Annotated in this window: 16 protein-coding genes and 3 pseudogenes; 14 read left to right on the forward strand and 5 right to left on the reverse strand. The window is 65.4% G+C overall.

Annotated features, from left to right (window positions below; all coding sequences use genetic code 11):
* Positions 1-79: 79 nt before the first annotated feature.
* The 14 genes and pseudogenes from E0W60_RS07135 to cheZ all read left to right on the forward strand — a co-directional run bounded on the left by E0W60_RS07135 (position 80) and on the right by cheZ (position 14,294).
* On the forward strand, positions 80-1,741 hold the full coding sequence (locus tag E0W60_RS07135) for a methyl-accepting chemotaxis protein (protein WP_135703479.1): 1,662 nt from the start codon (positions 80-82) through the stop codon (positions 1,739-1,741).
* Positions 1,742-1,780: 39 nt separating this feature from the next.
* Positions 1,781-3,625, forward strand: a complete 1,845-nt coding sequence (locus tag E0W60_RS07140; protein WP_135703480.1) for a methyl-accepting chemotaxis protein — start codon at positions 1,781-1,783, stop codon at positions 3,623-3,625.
* A gap of 58 nt (positions 3,626-3,683) precedes the next feature.
* On the forward strand, positions 3,684-4,418 hold the full coding sequence (locus E0W60_RS07145) for a DUF4088 family protein (RefSeq protein WP_135703481.1): 735 nt from the start codon (positions 3,684-3,686) through the stop codon (positions 4,416-4,418).
* Between the two features lie 482 nt (positions 4,419-4,900).
* Positions 4,901-5,219: pseudogene (gene flhD, locus E0W60_RS07150) on the forward strand (flagellar transcriptional regulator FlhD).
* Positions 5,216-5,820 (forward strand): annotated as a pseudogene (flhC, locus tag E0W60_RS07155) (flagellar transcriptional regulator FlhC). The pseudogenes flhD and flhC overlap by 4 nt, the downstream one beginning before the upstream one ends.
* 120 nt (positions 5,821-5,940) lie before the next feature.
* Positions 5,941-6,806, forward strand: a pseudogene (gene motA / locus E0W60_RS07160) (flagellar motor stator protein MotA).
* 24 nt (positions 6,807-6,830) lie between these two features.
* A complete protein-coding gene (gene motB / locus E0W60_RS07165) occupies positions 6,831-7,808 on the forward strand; it encodes a flagellar motor protein MotB (protein ID WP_133095422.1) in 978 nt (325 codons plus the stop codon).
* 74 nt (positions 7,809-7,882) lie between these two features.
* Complete coding sequence (gene cheA / locus E0W60_RS07170; protein WP_135703482.1) at positions 7,883-9,928, forward strand: chemotaxis protein CheA; 2,046 nt, start codon at positions 7,883-7,885, stop codon at positions 9,926-9,928.
* Between the two features lie 35 nt (positions 9,929-9,963).
* Positions 9,964-10,458 carry a chemotaxis protein CheW gene (locus E0W60_RS07175; protein ID WP_133095420.1) on the forward strand — a complete coding sequence of 165 codons (495 nt, stop codon included), beginning with the start codon at positions 9,964-9,966 and terminating at the stop codon, positions 10,456-10,458.
* 37 nt (positions 10,459-10,495) lie between these two features.
* Positions 10,496-11,419, forward strand: a complete 924-nt coding sequence (locus tag E0W60_RS07180; protein WP_195427993.1) for a CheR family methyltransferase — start codon at positions 10,496-10,498, stop codon at positions 11,417-11,419.
* Positions 11,419-12,090 carry a chemoreceptor glutamine deamidase CheD gene (gene cheD / locus E0W60_RS07185; protein ID WP_133095419.1) on the forward strand — a complete coding sequence of 224 codons (672 nt, stop codon included), beginning with the start codon at positions 11,419-11,421 and terminating at the stop codon, positions 12,088-12,090. Before E0W60_RS07180 ends, cheD begins: the two co-directional genes overlap by 1 nt.
* 21 nt (positions 12,091-12,111) lie before the next feature.
* The gene (locus E0W60_RS07190) at positions 12,112-13,185 is read left to right on the forward strand and encodes a protein-glutamate methylesterase/protein-glutamine glutaminase (RefSeq protein WP_135703483.1); all 1,074 of its coding nucleotides are present in this window, start codon (positions 12,112-12,114) and stop codon (positions 13,183-13,185) included.
* 68 nt (positions 13,186-13,253) lie between these two features.
* Positions 13,254-13,640 carry a chemotaxis response regulator CheY gene (cheY, locus tag E0W60_RS07195; RefSeq protein WP_133095417.1) on the forward strand — a complete coding sequence of 129 codons (387 nt, stop codon included), beginning with the start codon at positions 13,254-13,256 and terminating at the stop codon, positions 13,638-13,640.
* Between the two features lie 18 nt (positions 13,641-13,658).
* On the forward strand, positions 13,659-14,294 hold the full coding sequence (cheZ, locus tag E0W60_RS07200; protein WP_135703484.1) for a protein phosphatase CheZ: 636 nt from the start codon (positions 13,659-13,661) through the stop codon (positions 14,292-14,294).
* Between the two features lie 453 nt (positions 14,295-14,747).
* On the opposite strand, the gene E0W60_RS07205 is transcribed toward cheZ, so the two are convergent.
* The 5 genes from E0W60_RS07205 to E0W60_RS07225 form a co-directional block, all read right to left on the reverse strand.
* Positions 14,748-15,137 carry a cupin domain-containing protein gene (locus E0W60_RS07205; RefSeq protein ID WP_135703485.1) on the reverse strand — a complete coding sequence of 130 codons (390 nt, stop codon included), beginning with the start codon at positions 15,135-15,137 and terminating at the stop codon, positions 14,748-14,750.
* An 88-nt stretch (positions 15,138-15,225) separates the two neighbouring features.
* Positions 15,226-15,705 carry a YbhB/YbcL family Raf kinase inhibitor-like protein gene (locus tag E0W60_RS07210; protein ID WP_135703486.1) on the reverse strand — a complete coding sequence of 160 codons (480 nt, stop codon included), beginning with the start codon at positions 15,703-15,705 and terminating at the stop codon, positions 15,226-15,228.
* Positions 15,706-15,980: 275 nt separating this feature from the next.
* Positions 15,981-16,994, reverse strand: a complete 1,014-nt coding sequence (locus tag E0W60_RS07215; RefSeq protein ID WP_135703487.1) for a 1-aminocyclopropane-1-carboxylate deaminase — start codon at positions 16,992-16,994, stop codon at positions 15,981-15,983.
* A gap of 327 nt (positions 16,995-17,321) precedes the next feature.
* A complete protein-coding gene (locus E0W60_RS07220) occupies positions 17,322-18,038 on the reverse strand; it encodes a hypothetical protein (protein WP_135703488.1) in 717 nt (238 codons plus the stop codon).
* 371 nt (positions 18,039-18,409) lie between these two features.
* Positions 18,410-18,865 carry a DUF1772 domain-containing protein gene (locus tag E0W60_RS07225; protein WP_135703489.1) on the reverse strand — a complete coding sequence of 152 codons (456 nt, stop codon included), beginning with the start codon at positions 18,863-18,865 and terminating at the stop codon, positions 18,410-18,412.
* Between the last annotated feature and the right edge of the window lie 224 nt (positions 18,866-19,089).

The raw sequence follows: 19,089 nt of genomic DNA on the forward strand, positions 1-19,089 counted from the left end.
CCTGCCGGATCGTACCGCCCGGAATTGCGCCATGCCTGGCAGCCATGGTTTCTTCGGGCAAGCAGTATCGATATCATCCATGCGAAACAACCAACCCGTTACGCAGCGCGAATACCAGCTCTCACCATCTGACTACCTGATCTCGCGCACGGACCTCAAGGGCCGTATCACCTTCGCCAACCGCACCTTTATCGAGGCCAGCGGCTATGCAGCCGAGGAACTGATGGGCGCGCCGCACAACCTGGTGCGCCATCCCGACATGCCGCCCGAGGCGTTTGCCGACCTGTGGCAAAACCTGGAAGCCGGCCGCACCTGGATCGGCGTGGTCAAGAACCGCCGCAAGAACGGCGACTTCTACTGGGTCACCGCCACCGTGACGCCCACGCGCATCGACGGGCGCGTGGTCGGCTATACCTCGGTGCGTTCGATGCCCTCGCGCGAGCAGGTCGAAGCCGCCGGCGCGCTGTATGCGCGCTTCCGAGCGGGACGCGCTGCGGGACTGGCGATCCGTGACGGCGCCGTGGTGCGCACGGGGCTCGCCGGCCTGGCGCAACGCGCGCTGCGCATGAACCTGAAGCGCCGCATCCTGTGGGCGCAGGCGGGCGGGCTGGTGTGGTTCCTGGCGGCGCTGGCAGCGGTCGAGATCCTGGACCCGGCAGGGGCCGCGACGCTGCGACCGTGGCTGTGGGGCGGCTTCGCACTGGCGCTGGCGACCTCGTTCGCGGCCGGCACCATGCTGCTGGCGCGCGTGCACCGGCCGCTGGGCGACATGCTGGACTTTGCGCTGCGGCTGGGCGCGGGCGACCTGACCACGCGCTTCGAGCATCGCAGCGGCGACGAGATCGGCGCGCTGGCGCAGGCGATGCAGACCATGCAGCGCAGCCTGCTGTCAGTGGTGCATGAAATCCAGGAAGGCATGGCCAGCATTTCCACGGCAACGCACCAGGTCGCTGCCGGCAACAACGACCTGTCGCAGCGCACGGAGCAGCAGGCGGCGTCGCTGGAGCAGACCGCCTCCAGCATGGAGCAGCTGACCGGCACCGTGCGCCAGAACGCGGACAACGCGCGCCAGGCCAGCGGGCTGGCGGCCAATGCGTCGGAGACCGCGCTGCGCGGCGGCGAGGTGGTCGGCCGCGTGGTGCAGACCATGGACGAGATCAACGATGCATCCAGGAAGATCGTCGACATCATCGGCGTGATCGAGGGCATTGCCTTCCAGACCAACATCCTGGCGCTGAACGCCGCGGTGGAAGCCGCGCGCGCCGGCGAGCAGGGCCGCGGCTTTGCCGTGGTCGCGGGCGAGGTGCGCAGCCTCGCGCAGCGCAGCGCCAACGCGGCCAAGGAGATCAAGGGCCTGATCGGCGATACCGTCGAGCGCGTCGACAACGGCTCGGCGCTGGTGGGCCAGGCCGGCAAGACCATGGACGAGATCGTGCAGGCGGTGAAGCGCGTGACCGACATCATGGGCGAGATCAGCGCGGCCTCGGCCGAGCAGAGCGCCGGCATCGAGCAGGTCAACCAGGCCGTGGCGCAGATGGATGAAGGCACGCAGCAGAACGCCGCGCTGGTCGAGCAGGCCGCAGCAGCAGCGGGCTCGCTGGAAGAGCAGGCTTTGCGGCTGCGCGATGCGGTTGCCACCTTCCGCGTCAGCATGCAGGCCGAGGTTCGTCCACAACGGCGCCCGCAACGCCTGCCGGCCGCGCAGCGCGAAGCGGCGGCCCGGTCCATGGCACAGGCTTAGTGCGAAGTTCAGTAACAAGGGTCACAAGGGGGAGTTGCTATGCAGTGGTTCAATCAATTGCGCGTCACGACCAGGCTGGTTGCCGGATTCCTGGTCGTCGCGGTGATCGGTGCCGTCATGGGCCTGTTGGGCGTCGTCAACATGGGGCGCATGGCCGACTGGACCGGCAGGATCTATCACGGCGACCTGCAGGCGCTCAAGGCCGTGCAGGACGCCAACATCAACCTGGTCTACGCCAGCCGCTCGCAGATCGGCCTGCTGTCCGCGTCGACCATGGGCGAGCGCGCCACCGAGAAGGAGCAGATCGCCAAGTCGCTGGGCGTGATGGACGAGCGCATCCGCAGCGTGGCAGGCGCCTTCTCGTCGACCGCCGAGTCGCAGGCGCTGGTCAAGCAGTACCACGACCTGGCGCCGGCCTTCCGGGCGCGCATGGAGAAGTACGTCGAGCTGGTCAGCAAGCAGCCGCTCGATACCTCGCAGTTCGAGAGCCAGGTGTTCACCGAGAGCACCGACCTGCTCAAGGACAGCCATGCGCTGGAAGCCGTGATGGCCAGGATGGTCAAGCGCCGCGACGACCGCGCCCGCGGCAACATGGAAGAGGCGCAAAGCGTGTATGACGCGACGCGGCTGTGGATGCTGGGCCTGGTGCTGGGCGGCCTGGCGCTCTCGGTGCTGCTGGGCGTGCTCCTGGCACGCGGGCTGTCGCGCCAGCTCGGCGGCGAGCCGGGCTACGCGGCCGAGATCGCGAAGCGCATCGCCGACGGCGACTTCTCCGCGCCGGTGGCTACGCGCGCCGGCGACAAGAGCAGCCTGGTCTATGCCATGCAGCAGATGCAGCAGCAGCTGTCGCACATGGTCCGCGATTTCAAGGAATCGGCCGAATCGATCGGCACCGCCTCGCGTGAAATTGCGGCCGGCAACAACGACCTGTCGCAACGCACCGAGCAGCAGGCCGCGTCGCTGGAAGAGACCGCCTCCAGCATGGAAGAGCTGACCAGCACCGTGCGCCAGAACGCGGATAACGCGCGCCAGGCCAGCGGGCTGGCGGCCAATGCGTCGGAGACCGCGCTGCGCGGCGGCGAGGTGGTCGGCCGCGTGGTGCAGACCATGGACGAGATCAACGATGCATCCAGGAAGATCGTCGACATCATCGGCGTGATCGAGGGCATTGCCTTCCAGACCAACATCCTGGCGCTGAACGCCGCGGTGGAAGCCGCGCGCGCCGGAGAGCAGGGCCGCGGCTTTGCCGTGGTTGCGGGCGAAGTGCGCAGCCTGGCGCAGCGCAGCGCCAACGCGGCCAAGGAGATCAAGGGCCTGATCGGCGATACCGTCGAGCGCGTCGACAACGGCTCGGCGCTGGTGGGCCAGGCCGGCAAGACCATGGACGAGATCGTGCAGGCGGTGAAGCGCGTGACCGACATCATGGGCGAGATCAGCGCGGCCTCGGCCGAGCAGAGCTCAGGCATCGAACAGGTCAACCAGGCCGTGGCGCAGATGGACGAGGTGACGCAGCAGAACGCGGCACTGGTCGAGCAGGCCGCGGCCGCTGCCGGCGCGCTGGAAGAGCAGGCCGGCCGCCTGCAGGGCGCGGTGGCGATGTTCCGCCTGGCGGCGGAGGATGCGCAGGCATCGTTCTCGCTGCCTGCCACGAAGCCAGTTTCCGCTGCGGTGCCAGGCAAGGCGGCGGGGAAGGTGCGCACGCCGGCCATCCACAAGCGTGCGGCCGCTCCGGTTGCGGCAAACGCGGCGGCATCCGCTGAAGCCGATGCCTCGCGCCCCGCCGAGCCGATGGAGCAGAAACAGCCAGTGCATTCGGTCACCACCGCACGCGCGCCGCGCCCCGCGCTGGCCGGCGCCGACAACGGCGACTGGAGCGCGTTCTGATCCACCGGCGCCTTCTACCGGAACCACGGGCCGTGGCGCGGCCCGGGATGGCAATGCTATGACGAGCGAGATCACCCTGGCCCTGCCGCCTGATGACGCGGCCAGGCTGCGCAAGGAATTCGACCAGTTCATCGGCGTCTCGACCGGCCTGGACCGCGAGTTCCTGCCGCCCGAGTTCAACGACTTCCTGCGCGCCAGGCTGCTGCAGCACGATGGCCCGCTGACCGAGCGCGCCGTGAACCGGCTGTTGTCCGGCGGCGAGTACGGCTGGGCCCGGCGCGTGTTCGACAAGCAACTGCCCAACGCGCTGGCGGCGCTGATGCGCGACGCGCAGCGTTTCGGCTTTGGCCTCGCGGTGCAGCCGGACTGGAACGCGGCGCAGCGCCTTGCGCATGCGCGCGAATGGGCCGCGAAGGTGCTGGCCGAATGCGGGGCTGACGCCGCCTTCACCGAAGCGCTTGCGACCCAGGTCGCGGCCTCGGCCGAAGACGTGCGCGCGCTCGAGGAGCGCATGCGCACACCGGCATGGCGGCTGGCCGAAAGCCTGCGCCAGCGTGCCTATGACCTGATGTACGCGCTGCAGACCGACGACAACGAGGCCACGGGCCGTGCGCGCGTCGGCGAACTGCGCGGCATGCTGGGACTGGCGCTCGAATATGGCTCGGTGCAGCCGGAAGAAGCCGCGCGCGTGCTCGAGCAGGTGGAGCGCTCGCGCCCCGCGTTGTTCCGCGACGCGCCCGACGATGTCTTTGCGCGCCTGGCGGCGTGGCTGCGGCGCATGTTCGGCGGTTGAACGCGCGCGTGCCGTGCCGCGGATTTTGGACATGCCGTTTTCGGACAGGGCAGGGCAAGCCACGTGCGCAATGAGCACCCCGCACGCACTTCGTCAATAGAGGAATCCAGCAGGCACCGGGACGGCGTTTCGCGCGTTTGGTTCTTATGACGATTGCGTTACAGCGTTGATCGAAATCAAGCTACGGGACTGTGAAATGTTACAAAATCCGCAGGCCTCATGTATGTTTCGTGCGACATTTGCAACCCCCCCGCGTAAGTAGGGATTGGCATTGCGGGCAGATTGCCGATATAAACGTACCAGTCTCACTTACACTCTGTAACACTTGTAACGGGGCTGATAACAGTGTGACAAGGGCGCAGTTTCTTTAGGTCGTACGTTGTACCCGCCCAGCCGCAAATCAACGATCTGGTCGCCGGAGCCCTCGGGCCCGGTAAGCGCCGGACAAGCGGCAACGGTGGGTTTTTGGTAGCGGGGAAAAATTGGAAAGCAGTGAAGTTCTCCAGGAGATCAGGGAGGTTAACCTCGCCTATCTGCTGCTCGCGCAACGACTCGTGCGCGGAAAACCAGGTCGAAGCCATGTTTCGGCTCGGGGTCAGCAAGGAAATCGCGGATATCCTCGGCAAGCTGACTTCGGCGCAACTCGTCAAGCTCGCGGCATCCAACATGGTGCTGTGCAGGTTCCGCTTCGACGACCATGCGCTTCTGTCCACTCTCACCCACACGGCCAAGAGCCATGACATGCAGCAGATCCACGCCGCGATCCTGCTTGCTCGCCAGCCTGTGGAGTCACTCAATTGACCGCGCTGCTGAAGGCCGAGCCGAACCGGAGTTCACGGCCACCTCCACAGCCGCCCGCAAGAGCGTTCTCCAGGATGCCAACCAGACCCAGCTCGCCATCGAGCTGATCGGCCTGGGTGCGCGCCTGCAGGTGCTTGAAGCCGAGACCACGCTGTCGCGCGACCGGCTCATCCGCCTGTACAAGGAACTGCGCGGGGTCTCGCCTCCCAAGGGCATGCTGCCCTTCTCGACGGACTGGTTCACCACCTGGCTGCCGAATATCCACTCGTCGCTGTTCTTCTCTGCCTACCAGTTCATGGTGCAGGAAGGCGAGACCGTGGGCATCCGAGCCGTGGTGGCGGCCTATCGCCTGTACCTCGAGCACGTATCGCTGCTGGGCGGCGAAATTGTCTTAAGTTTCACGCGTGCCTGGACGTTAGTACGGTTCTTCGAGAGCAATATGCTGCAGCTGTCCGGCTGCACGTGTTGCGGCGGACAGTTCGTCACGCACGCGTATGAGCCGCACGCGAACTTCGTGTGCAGCCTGTGCCGTCCGCCCTCGCGCGCAGGGAAAGTGAAAAAGCTCTCGAAAGACGCAGCCGCCGTGCAGACCAACGCCTGATCCTGGTTGAGGTCCGTCGGCCGGCAAGCTTGCAGCGCTGGCGGACGGACCACTCCCCGTTCGCCCGTGCGCGGGCCATTGTGCGTGATTGACGCGCGTTTTTTTGACGGGGATCCCATCGTGCTAGTAGTTCTTGGCTATGTCGTCGTGGTTGTCGCGGTGCTTGGCGGTTACGCCATGACCGGCGGCCACATGGGCGCGCTATATCAACCGGCGGAATTCGTCATCATCGGGGGCGCCGCCTTCGGTGCCTTCATCGCCACCAACACCACCAAGGCCATCAAGGCCACCGCCCGCGCCCTGCCGGGCCTGTTCAAGGGCTCCAAGTACAAGAAGGAGCTGTACCTGGACGTCATGTCGCTGCTCTACGTGCTGCTGTCCAAGGCACGACGCGAGGGCATCCTGTTCCTGGAAAAGGAAATCGCGGATCCCGCTTCCAGCAGCGTCTTCAGCCAGTACCCGCGCATCCTGTCGGATCCGGTGGTGAGTGGAATTCCTCACCGACTACCTGCGCATGATGGTCAACGGCAACATGAACGCCTTCGAGATCGAGGCCCTGATGGACCACGAGGATCGAGACCTTCCGCCACGAGGCCGAGATTCCCGCCCATGCGCTGTCGCGCGTCGGCGATGCGCTGCCCGCCTTCGGCATCGTCGCCGCGGTGATGGGCGTGGTGCATGCGCTGGGTTCTGCCGACCTGCCGCCGGCCGAGCTGGGCGCGCTGATCGCGCACGCCATGGTCGGCACCTTCCTGGGCATTCTGCTGGCCTACGGCTTTATCTCGCCGCTGGCCGCGCGCATCGAGCTGCAGGTGTCCGAGAACGTCAAGGTCTACGAGTGCATCAAGGTGGTGCTGCTCGCCTCCCTGAACGGCTACGCCCCGCTGGTCGCGGTGGAATTCGGCCGCAAGGTGCTGTACTCCACGGTGCGGCCGTCGTTCCTCGAGCTCGACGACCACGTGCGCGAAGTCAAGAGCCTGAACTGAGCACGGCAAGGCAGGAGGCACCCCATGAGCAGCGCACATGACATGCGTCCGATCATCGTCCGCCGGGCGAAATCGCACGCCAGGCCGCACGGCAACCACAGCTGGAAGATCGCCTATGCCGACTTTATGACGGCGATGATGGCGCTGTTCCTGGTGCTGTGGCTGCTGTCCAGCGCCAACAAGAAGACGCTGGAAGGCATCGCGGAATATTTCCGCATGCCGCTCAAGGTGGCTGTCGTCGGCGGCGAGAAAAGCAGCCAGTCGCCCAGCGTGATTCCGGGCGGCGGCATGGACGTCATGCGCAAGGACGGCGAGATCATGCGCGCGCGCGACAACGAGCCGAGCGAGGAGCAGCGCCGCAACGAACTGCAGGAAGGGCAGCGCCTGCGCGCGCTCAAGCAGCGCCTGGAGCAGATCATCGAGAACAACCCGATGCTGCGCCAGTTCCGTCCGCAGCTGCTGCTCGATATCACCAGCGAAGGCCTGCGCATCCAGATCCTCGATACGCAGAACCGTCCGATGTTCCGCACCGGCAGCGCCGCCGTCGAAAGCTATATGCGCACCATCCTGCGCGAGATCGGCCCGGTGCTGAACGAGCTGCCGAACAAGGTCAGCCTGTCCGGCCATACCGACGCGGCCAACTATTCCAACGGCGAGCGCACCTACAGCAACTGGGAGCTGTCCAGCGACCGCGCTAATGCCTCGCGCCGCGAACTGATCGCGGGCGGCATGCAGGAGGGCAAGGTGCTGCGCGTGCTGGGCCTGGCCGCGACCATGCCGCTGGACAAGGGCGACCTGCTCGCACCGGTGAACCGCCGCATCAGCATTGTGGTGCTCAACCAGAAGGCGCAGGCGCGCTTCGAGGCCGAGAACGCCAGCGCCGCCGAGGTTTCGGTGTCGGCGCAGGCCGGCAAGGCGGCGCAGGAGATGCAGGCCGGTTTGGCCGCTGCCTCCGCGCCGGCGGCAGCGGCCGCCCCGGAAGCGCAGGGCCGCAAGCCATGACACAGCAAACCACCAGTCGCGGCCGCACCAGCGGCGCCCGCGCCTAGCGCAGTAACCTAGTGAGTCAGGACGCCATGTCTGTCGATATCGATATCACACAGTTTTACCAGACCTTCTTCGAAGAAGCGGAAGAACTGCTCGTGGAAATGGAGCAGCTGCTGCTCGGCCTGGACATCGAGTCTCCCGATGCAGAGCATCTGAACGCGATCTTCCGCGCAGCGCATTCGATCAAGGGCGGAGCCGCCACCTTCGGCTTCGCGGCGCTGACCGAGACCACCCACATCTTCGAGAACCTGCTGGACCGCACGCGCCGGCGGGAACTGGCGTTGACCAGGACCATCATCGACACCTTTCTGGAAACCAAGGACGTGTTGCAAGACCAGCTCAACGCCTACCGCAACGGCACCGAACCCGATCCGCAAACGCTGGCGCGCATCTGCGCCGTGCTGCAGCAGCTCGCGCAGGAAGCCGCCGGCGAGGCGGGCGCACCCGCGGCCGCGCCGGCCCCTGCACCCGCTGCCGCACCGGTAGCGACTCCTGTTGCCGGCGGCGCGCTGAAGATCCGGCTGATCAAGGTCTCGGCCAACGACCAGGCGCTGCTGCGCGAAGAACTCGCCAACCTCGGCGAGATCACCGGGCAGCAGGAGGTCAACGGCGAACTGGTGGTGTGGCTCAACACCCAGTGCAGCGCCGACGACATCATCGCGGTGTGCTGCTTCGTGATCGACATGGACCAGATCGTGATCGAGCCCGCGACCGACGCACCGACGCCGGCACCGGCACCGGCACCGGCACCGGCACCGGCACCTGCGGCAGTGCCCGCGCCGGCTCCGGCCGCGGCCGCCCCGGCAGTGCCTGCTACCGCCGCACGCGAGAAAGAGAAGGAGAAGGAAAAAGCCAGGCCGGCCCCGGCCGCCGCGCACGGCGAAGGCTCGATCCGCGTGCCGACCGAGAAGGTCGACCAGATCATCAACCTGGTGGGCGAACTGGTGATCACCCAGTCGATGCTGGCGCAGACCGCGTCGTCGCTCGACCCGGTGCTGTTCGACCGCCTGTTTTCCGGCATGGGCCAGCTCGAACGCAACGCGCGCGACCTGCAGGAAGCGGTGATGTCGATCCGCATGATGCCGATGGACTATGTGTTCTCGCGCTTCCCGCGCCTGGTGCGCGACCTGGCCAGCAAGCTCGGCAAGCAGATCGACCTGGTCACCTTCGGCAAGGCCACCGAGCTCGACAAGAGCCTGATCGAACGCATCATCGACCCGCTCACGCACCTGGTGCGCAACAGCCTGGACCACGGCATCGAAACGCCCGACAAGCGCGTCGCCGCCGGCAAGGAGCCGACCGGCCAGCTGGTGCTGTCCGCGCAGCACCACGGCGGCAATATCGTGATCGAAGTGAGCGACGACGGCGGCGGCCTGAACCGCGAGCGCATCCTGGCCAAGGCGATCCAGAACGGCCTGCCGGTGTCCGAGAACATCAGCGACGAGGAAGTCTGGCAGCTGATCTTCGCACCTGGCTTCTCCACCGCCGAAGTCGTCACCGACGTCTCCGGCCGCGGCGTGGGCATGGACGTGGTCAAGCGCAACATCCAGGAGATGGGCGGCCATGTGCAGATCAGCTCGCGCCCGGGCCTGGGCACCACCATCCGCATCGTGCTGCCGCTGACGCTTGCGATCCTGGACGGCATGTCGGTCAGGGTCGGCGACGAGACCTTCATCCTGCCGCTGAACTGCGTGATGGAATCGCTGCAGCCCAAGGCAGAGGACGTGCATACCGCCGCCAACTCTGACCGCGTCATGCACGTGCGCGGCGAATACCTGCCGCTGCTGGAAATGCACCGCGTCTTCAACGTCGCCGGCGCGCTGCAGGAGCCGACGCAGGGCATCGCCGTGATCCTGCAGGCCGAAGGCAAGCGCTTCGCGCTGCTGGTAGACCAGCTGATCGGCCAGCACCAGGTGGTGCTGAAGAACCTGGAAACCAACTACCGCAAGGTGCCGTGCATTTCGGCGGCGACCATCCTCGGCGACGGCAGCGTGGCGCTGATCGTCGATGTCGGCGCGCTGCAGCGCACCGGCGTGCGCCGGCAGGAGCCGGCGCTGGCCTCGTCGTTGGCCTGATCCCCCCGACCCACTACAGGAAGAGAAAACACATCATGGCCGGCATCGGACACATCGATACCCCCGGAAGCGACGCTTCGGGCCAGGAGTTCCTGGTCTTCACGCTGGGCTCGGAGGAATACGGCATCGACATCCTCAAGGTGCAAGAGATCCGCAGCTACGAGACCGTCACGCGCATCGCCAGCGCGCCCGAATTCATCAAGGGCGTGACCAACCTGCGCGGCGTGATCGTGCCGATCGTCGACCTGCGCCTGAAGTTCCGCCTGGGCAACGTGCGCTACGACCACCAGACGGTGGTCATCATCCTCAACGTGGCCAGCCGCGTGGTCGGCATCGTGGTCGATGGCGTGTCGGACGTGCTGACGCTGACCGGCGAGGCGATCAAGCCGGCGCCGGAGTTCGGCGTGTCGATCTCGACCGAGCACCTGACCGGGCTGGGTACCGTCGACGGCCGCATGCTGGTGCTGATCGATATCGAGAAGCTGATGACCAGCCCCGAGATGGCGCTGGTCGAGGCCGAGCTGGCCTGAACCCGGCGCCGCCGCAACCTGAAACGCCACGCCAGCCATGACGCCGTTCCGCACTGCCGCCAGCGCTCCCGCCAGCCTCCAGGGCCTGGCGGGCGCAGTCGCCGCGCCGGTCGCCAACCCGCGGCGCGACGAGATGCGCGACTTCCTGCTGACCGAGCGCGACTTCGAGAAGATCCGCGCGCTGATCCACAAGCGCGCGGGGATTTCGCTGGGCAGCCACAAGCGCGAAATGGTCTACAGCCGCCTGGCGCGCCGCCTGCGCACGCTGCAGCTGGCCGACTTTGCCTCGTACCTGGCGATCCTGGAAGCGGATGACCGCTCGCCCGAGTGGGAGTTCTTTACCAACTCGCTGACGACCAACCTGACTTCGTTCTTCCGCGAATCGCACCATTTCCCGCTGCTGGCCGAGCACGCGAAGAAAATAGGGCGCCCGTACAGCGTGTGGTGCTCCGCGGCGTCCACCGGCGAGGAACCGTACTCGATCGCCATCACACTGGCCGAGGCGCTGGGCGACCGCGCCGCCACCGTGCTGGCCACCGACATCGACACGCAGGTGCTGGCCAAGGCCCGCAGCGGTGTGTATTCGGCCGACCAGGTCGCACGGCTGTCGCCCGAACGGCTCAAGCGCTTCTTCCTGAAGGGCACCGGCCCGCGCGCGGGCTCGGTCAAGGTCAAGCCCGAGCTGGCCGCCACCATCACGTTCGATCCGCTCAACCTGCTCGCGCCCGACTGGGGCATCCGCGAGCAGTTCGATGCGATCTTCTGCCGCAACGTGATGATCTATTTCGACAAGCCGACGCAGGGCCGCATCCTGGAGCGCTTCGTGCCGCTGCTCAAGCCGCACGGCCTGCTCTTCGCCGGCCATTCGGAGAACTTTTCCTACGTCACGCGCGCATTCCAGCTGCGCGGGCAGACTGTCTACGAACTGGCGCCCGATGCCGCCAGGGCGGGAAGGGCCTGATGCGCACGCCCTATCTGCCCGAGGCGCTGGCCACGCGCACCTACTTCGACCGCGAGTTCGGCAAGCAGGCGGTCAAGCTGCTGCCCAACGAGTACTACGTGACGCGCGAGGACGTGGTGCTGACCACCGTGCTGGGGTCGTGCGTGGCCGCGTGCATCCGCGACGAGGTCGCCGGCGTCGGCGGCATGAACCACTTCATGCTGCCCGACGACGAAGGTGGCGGCGCTGGCGCCGACCGCATGCTGTCGCCATCGATGCGCTACGGCAGCTACGCGCTCGAGGTGCTGATCAACGAGCTGCTCAAGATGGGCGCGCGGCGCGAGCGGCTGGAGGCCAAGGTCTTCGGCGGCGGTGCGGTGCTGGCCAACATGACCACGCTGAACATCGGCGACCGCAACGCGGATTTCGTGCTGCGCTACCTCAAGGCCGAAGAGATCCGTGTGGCGGCGCAGGACCTGCGCGGCCCGCATGCGCGCCGCGTCAGCTATTTCCCGATCGGCGGGCTGGCGCTGGTGCGCCGCCTGACGCGGCAGGACGACGAGGTCTCGGTGGCGCGCGACGAACGCGCGCTGGCACGGGCCATCGCCACCTCGGCCAGGACCCCGGCGCGCGCGCCGGAGCGCACCCCCGAACTGTTTGCGCGGCAGTCTCCCACGCGCCAGCTTCCCTGACCCAACCGAGCACGAATTCCTATGACTGCCGCCAAGATCAAGGTGCTCTGCGTGGACGATTCCGCGCTGATCCGCAGCCTGATGACGGAGATCATCAACAGCCAGCCCGACATGGAAGTGGTTGGCACCGCGCCCGACCCGCTGGTGGCGCGCGACCTGATCAAGCGCCTGAACCCGGACGTGCTGACGCTGGACGTCGAAATGCCGCGCATGGACGGGCTGGATTTCCTTGAGCGCCTGATGCGGCTGCGGCCGATGCCGGTGCTGATGGTGTCGTCGCTGACCGAGCGCGGCTCGGAAATCACCATGCGCGCGCTGGAACTGGGCGCAGTGGATTTCGTCACCAAGCCCAAGCTCGGTATCCGCGACGGGCTGATCGAATACACCGACACCATTGCCGACAAGCTGCGTGCCGCATCGCGCGCGCGGGTGCGTGCGGCCGCGCAACCCGCGGCAGGCGTCGCTGCCCCCGCGCCGATTCTGCGCAGCCCGCTACTGTCGACCGAGAAGCTGATCATCCTGGGCGCCTCCACCGGCGGCACCGAGGCGATCAAGGAATTCCTGATGCCGCTGCCGCCCGACAGCCCCGCGGTGATGATCGTGCAGCATATGCCGGCCGGCTTCACGCGCTCGTTCGCGCAGCGCCTGGACGGGCTGTGCCGCGTCACCGTGAAGGAAGCCGAGCACGGCGAACGCGTGCTGCCGGGCCATGCGTACATCGCGCCGGGCGACTCGCACCTGCGCCTGGCGCGCAGCGGCGCCAACTATGTCGCGCACCTGTCGCAGGAAGCGCCGGTCAACCGCCACCGGCCCTCGGTCGACGTGCTGTTCGATTCCGCCGCCGAGCATGGCGGCAAGAACGTGATCGGCGTGATCCTGACCGGCATGGGCAAGGACGGCGCGCGCGGCATGCTGCGCATGCGCGAGGCCGGCGCCTATAACCTGGCGCAGGACGAGCACACCTGCATCGTGTTTGGCATGCCGAAGGAGGCGATCGCCACCGGCGGCGTGCATGAAATCGTGCCCTTGCCGGCGATGACCCAGCGCGTGATGGCGCGCCTGGCCACGTACGGCACGCGCGCGCAACGGGTCTAGTCGAGCCGGCAAGCCGACAACAAAGCCGGACCAACAAGCCATAACTGCATTTACCTGGAGCCCTCAAAGTGGACAAGAACATCAAGATCCTGGTCGTGGACGATTTCCCGACCATGCGCCGGATCATCCGCAACCTGCTCAAGGAGCTGGGATTCGTCAACGTCGAGGAAGCCGAGGACGGCGCCGCCGGCCTGGAGAAGGCCCGGGACGGCAGCTTCCAGTTCGTGATCTCGGACTGGAACATGCCCAACATGGACGGCCTGTCGATGCTGCAGGCGATCCGCGCCGACGCGAACATCGGCAAGATGCCGGTGCTGATGGTGACGGCCGAGGCCAAGAAGGAAAACATCATCGCCGCGGCCCAGGCCGGCGCCAACGGCTATGTGGTCAAGCCGTTCACGGCCGCCACGCTGGACGAGAAGATCACCAAGATCTTCGAGAAGCTCGCCGGTTGATCAAGAGGAGCCTTTGCCATGACTCCGACGCTGAGCAACGATTCGGCCGAGCAACTGATCCTGCGCATCGGCAACCTGACGCGGATGCTGCGCGACAATATGCGCGAGCTCGGCCTGGACAAGGAGATCGAGCGCGCCGCGCAGGCCATTCCCGACGCGCGCGACCGGCTCAACTACATCGCGGCGATGACCGAGCAGGCCGCCGAGCGCACGCTGAACGCGGTCGAACTGGCGCAGCCGATCCAGTCCGGCATCGAGCAGCAGGCCGAGACCCTGGACAAGCGCTGGGAGGCGTGGTTCGAGAAGCCGGTGGAGTTGGCCGACGCCCGCTCGCTGGTGCTCGACACGCGCGCCTTCCTGTCCGAGGTGCCGGGCCAGGCCCGCGCCACCAACAGCCACCTGCTCGACATCATGATGGCGCAGGACTTCCAGGACCTGACCGGGCAGGTGATCAAGAAGATGATGGACATGATCCGAACGCTGGAGCAGGAACTGCTGCAGGTGCTGATCGACAATGTCCCGTCCGAGCGCCGCGTGGAAGCGCAGGCGCCGTCGACGCTGCTCAACGGACCGCAGGTGAATCCGGAGGGCAAGGCCGATGTGGTGTCGGACCAGTCGCAGGTGGATGATCTGCTGGCTAGTTTGGGCTTCTGACGTTTCGTTTGGGCGCGCCTTTAAGAGTTTGCCCATACCCGCGCTTGCTGCCCCAGTTCCCGTTGGGTTCGTCGTTGCGCCGTGGCGACCGGGTTTAGCAGCCTGAGTGAGAAAGTTGGCCGACCGCCTTCTGGCGGTATCCTTACATCCGCCGTGTCTGCGCACGCCTCTTCCATGCGCGGGCCATGGCGGGGGAGCCCTCGGGCTCGCCGGCTCCTCCTCACCGGTCTGCTAACCCTGCCTTGCGCCTGCCCACCCCGATTAGCAGCGGGGTAGCGGGACTCAACCTGTAGGTCGGTGCTGTTTGGGGCCCCGAACGAATGCCCGCGGTGCCAACCTTCCTTTCTTGCCGATCAGTACGAGAACTCCCGCGGCTTTATGGTTCCTCTGAGGGAAGTCAAAGGCCTTGGCGCCCTCTTCTGATGTGCCAACCCGCACCGACCGACACATCACTCACGGCGCCGGCGATGCCAGCGGCTTCCCTTTCTCGACCACGTACACGCCCACCACCCGCGCCGCCGTGCCACCATTGTTGTGGGCGTCATGCACCACGCCGGCCGGCACCACGAACGACTCTCCGGCCTTAATGGTGCGCGGCGACTGGCCGTCGATCAGGAGTTGCACCTCGCCGTCCATGACGTAGCTGATCTCGTCTCCAGGATGCGTATGCCGCCCCGCATAGGTGCCTGGCGCCACCTCCACGCGCGCGACCACGGCTTCGCGACCCGGTACGGATACATCGGCCCGGCCGACCACGGTGCGAGTCAGTCCCGAACCCTGCGCCAGCGCGCTACCTGTCATCAGCGCCACGATGCTCAAAATGACCAGATTCTTGTAGTGCATGATTTCTCCTCGAAATTATTTATCTTTTCCAGAGATGACTGCCCCGTCTGGTCCCCGCCGACATTCATGCTGGCAGGCTGTTACTACGTCAGCGCCCCTGCTTCTGGTAGGTCCCGATCAGTTCGGCATGGGCCAGTATGTGCCCCCGCATCGCCTGTTCCAGCGCCGCCTTGTCGGGCTTGCCGAGATCCGGCAGCACGACGTCCAGGGCATATAGCTTGTGGAAATACCGGTGCCGGCCAATTGGAGGACACGGCCCGCCGTAATCGGCACGGTGCCAGTCGTTCAAACCTTCGCGAGCGCCCGGCGGCAAGCTATGCCGGCTCATGCCCTGCGCAAGCGAGCCGGCCTTCGGCGGCAGGTTGTACACGACCCAATGGACCCATGTCATTTGCGGTGACGCCGGGTCCGGGGCATCCGGGTCGTCGACAATCAGGACCAGGCTGGCAGTGGAGGGTGGCAACCCAGACCAAGCCAGTGGCGGTGACACATCGGTGCCTTCGCACGTGTGCACGGTGGGGATCTCCCCGCCTTGGGCAAACGCGGGGGATGTCAGTATGAGCGGCATCGATGGCCTCTGCTGGGCAAGTAGCGTTGGTCCGAACAGCATGGCCGCTAAGGCCAGCCACCTCGGTAGAAGTGCCAATCGCACCATATCTGCCTCCGCCGGCGCATGACGGCTGTTCCAACTTAGCCCGGATTCAATCCCTGTACAAGGGACCGTGCAGCTTTCCGAAGCCGGCGGCTGACATTCGCGCGCGGATTCCCCTGTCTTGGGACATCTGATACGTGCAGGCCTGGCAAGCGCTTGCTATCAGACTCACACGATCTTGTGCAAGCCGATCATGCGAACGCCTTGTGATACGCGTTGAGTGCGGGCGCGCCGCCCAGATGCACGTACAGCACGTTCGTTCCCTTCGGAATCTCACCCGCCTGCGCCATCGCGATCAGGCCCGCCATGGATTTGCCCTCGTACACCGGATCGGTGAGCATCGCCTCAAGCCGCGCTGCCGTGCGGATCGCATCGATCGTCCCATCGTCGGGCAGGCCATAGTCCGGGCCCGCGAAACGCGGATCGACGATCACGTCGGCGTCGTCGATCGGCTTGCGGATGCCGATCAGTTCCGCAGTCTGCCGCGCGCTCTTTGTCACGGCGCGGCGGGTCATCGCCTCGTTGCAAGCGGTATCGATGCCAATCAGGCGGCGCGGCCTGTCCTGCGCCTTGAACCCAGCGACCATGCCGCCCTGTGTCGAGCCGGTGCAGGTCGCGGTAATCACGGTGTCGAAGAACATGCCCATTTCCTGTTCCTGGCGCGCAAGTTCCTCGGTGAAGTTCGCATAGCCAAGGCCACCAAGGGGATGGTCGGATGCACCCGCCGGAATCGCATAAGGCTTGCCGCCTTCCCGGCGCACCTGCTCGAGGGCGCGCGACCAGGTCTCCTTCACCTCGGTCGAGTAGCCCTCGCCCTCCAGCAGCGTCTCGGCGCCCATCAGCCGCGACAGCAGGATATTGCCGACCTTGTCGTAGACCGGATCGTCCCAGTGTGTCCACTCCTCCTGCACCAGCCGGCAGCGCATGCCGAGCACCGCCGCGACGGCCGCAACCTGGCGCGTGTGATTCGACTGAATGTTTCCGATGGAAACGAGCGTGTCGGCGCCTTTCTTCACTGCGTCAGCGGCGAGCCACTCGAGCTTGCGAATCTTGTTGCCGCCAAACGCGAGCCCGGACGACACATCGTCGCGCTTTGCCCACACCGAAATGCCGAGCACATCGGACAGGCGATTGAGCCGATGAATCGGCGATGGGAAGAAGCCAAGCGAGATGTGGCCGAAGCGATGCTCGAGATCAAGTGCCATGGCGGGCTCCCTGTCGAGGAACGGGGAAAGATTGACTCTAGATTAGGTCCAAAAGGCCGAGACATTGGAGCGTGGCGCGCATTCACCTGGGCGCCTCGCCAGGGTCGAATCGGTATTCAAATGCGCCCTCGCTCTGGACGGAATGTTGAGGTGCAAACATCACATTCGAACGAGCTGCTTCGGCGCCGTCGAACGGCGCCTTATGGCCCGATTCCGGTCGGACGAGAAGGCGATCGCCGGCGCTTTTGTCGTTCGAGTCGTTAGATTCTAGAAGGCCAGGTATCAGTGGCCTCGCATGATTGGCCTATAGGCCTGCTCCTGACTACCCTACTGGAACACCAGCGTGCCCAGCGATTGCCCATTGATATTGAACATCGTGGATCTGGACGAAACAAAGCTGATGTTGCCGCTGGTGTCGATGCGGAATATGGTCTCATCCTCGGCGATGCGGGCATTGCTGTTGTCGAACACCTTGTCGAGCAAGGTCAAGAGCAGGCTGCTTCCGGTATCGGCGGCAACGCTATAGGACTCGGTAAGTGTTCCCACCTTCGTGGCCTGTGTGCTGTCCGAGTAAATCGTGGCGCTTGCCAGAGGTCCCGAGTCGCCGGCCTTCACTGTCGGTGGAATCGTATAGTCGGCGAACACCACAAAGGCATCCCCCTCGTCGATCACCATCACGGCATAGGTAACGGTATTGCGGGAGATGGTCCTGGTGTTCGAGAACGGCATCGAATTACCATTTGCGACAACCGTGCCGCTGACGGTTTCAGTGGTCCTCAATACCGAAGTGTTATTCAGAGAGGTCGCAACGAAAGGGGTTGCGGTCAGGGTTCCGGAGCCTGATACCGGCACATTCTCTACCGTGCCGGAAATCGAGAAACTTGCGGTCAGTCCATTCGCCGCCAGACTTGCCATGGCTGTGCTGAGCGGCACCGTCAGAGGCTGCACCGGCGTGGTGGCTGCTTCGTTGCTGTCGTTGTCGTCGCCGCCGCAGCCGCCGAGAAAGAATGAAATTGCAAGCACAAGAAGGAATCTCCCGGACATCGCAGTCTCCTGGCCGAAGTGCCCCGGATTCGAAACCTGTCTTGGCATGCGACCCGGCGGAACGGGTAGGGCATGGCGCAAACCGCAATCTTTCCATACCCGCAACCCATGCAAAATGCCCTGCTGTTCGGCAGGCTTGGCGCGCGAGCCCGTCACCCCAAATAAGCCGCAACAAAGATGCCAACACTGCCGGATGTGTTGTTTTTATTATGTTATGGCAGACATATAGATTCGAGGCGCTGGTGAAATCGGTGCAATCTGTTTCGTTCGAGATACAGGCCGGAAGCTGTCAGGCGTATGCCCTCATCCGGACGCCGCGATGGGCGAACTCAGGGTCGTCATGTCATTCACCGGCTGGCGGGATCTTCAGTTCAAGTGACTCCATTTCCAACTCCACCCAACTGCCACACATCGATGGCGGACGCGACAAGACTCAATGCTGTGCGCACTCCATGCAGCCTGGCCCATTTCTGCAAGAGTTCCCGGGTCTCCACCGACGATAGATCGCGATCCGGCTCGAGAATCTTGTGGTTGATGGGCATTACGACGAGCAAGGTGTACGGCACGACAGATCCGATCAGTAGCGCGGCAGCAAACCACCAGATACTGGCGCCCAAAAGCCATGCCATCACTCCGCTCAGTAAGCTGACCAGCGCCAATGGAGCCTGCATGAGCGTGGCGCGCTTATAGCTGGGCGCCCACTGCTGTGCCGCGGACCTTGTCTCAAGCACCATTCTTGCGGGATGCTCAACCACGTTGATATACAAGGCGGCCCCGGCGAAGAGCATCGCAGCGAACGCGGCAATCATTTGCAGTGCGTGGTTCATCACACCCTCCGTGAAGCCTACCTCCAATTATGGTGAAGAACCCGAGAGGCCCCACAGGGAGTTCGTAAGGCATTGGAAGGCTTCCGGCGTTTTGCGCGCGACTGGCAGGTTCGCTGACGATGCCTGATGGACAAGCACAGCGCTCACCCACAGGAGTGCGTCCACGACGGGCGGTGGCTTGTTTCAAGGCACTCGCCGGTCGACGGCCACTCCAGATTTCCCTA

It is taken from the genome of Cupriavidus oxalaticus (assembly GCF_004768545.1).
GTDB classification, from domain to species: domain Bacteria; phylum Pseudomonadota; class Gammaproteobacteria; order Burkholderiales; family Burkholderiaceae; genus Cupriavidus; species Cupriavidus oxalaticus_A.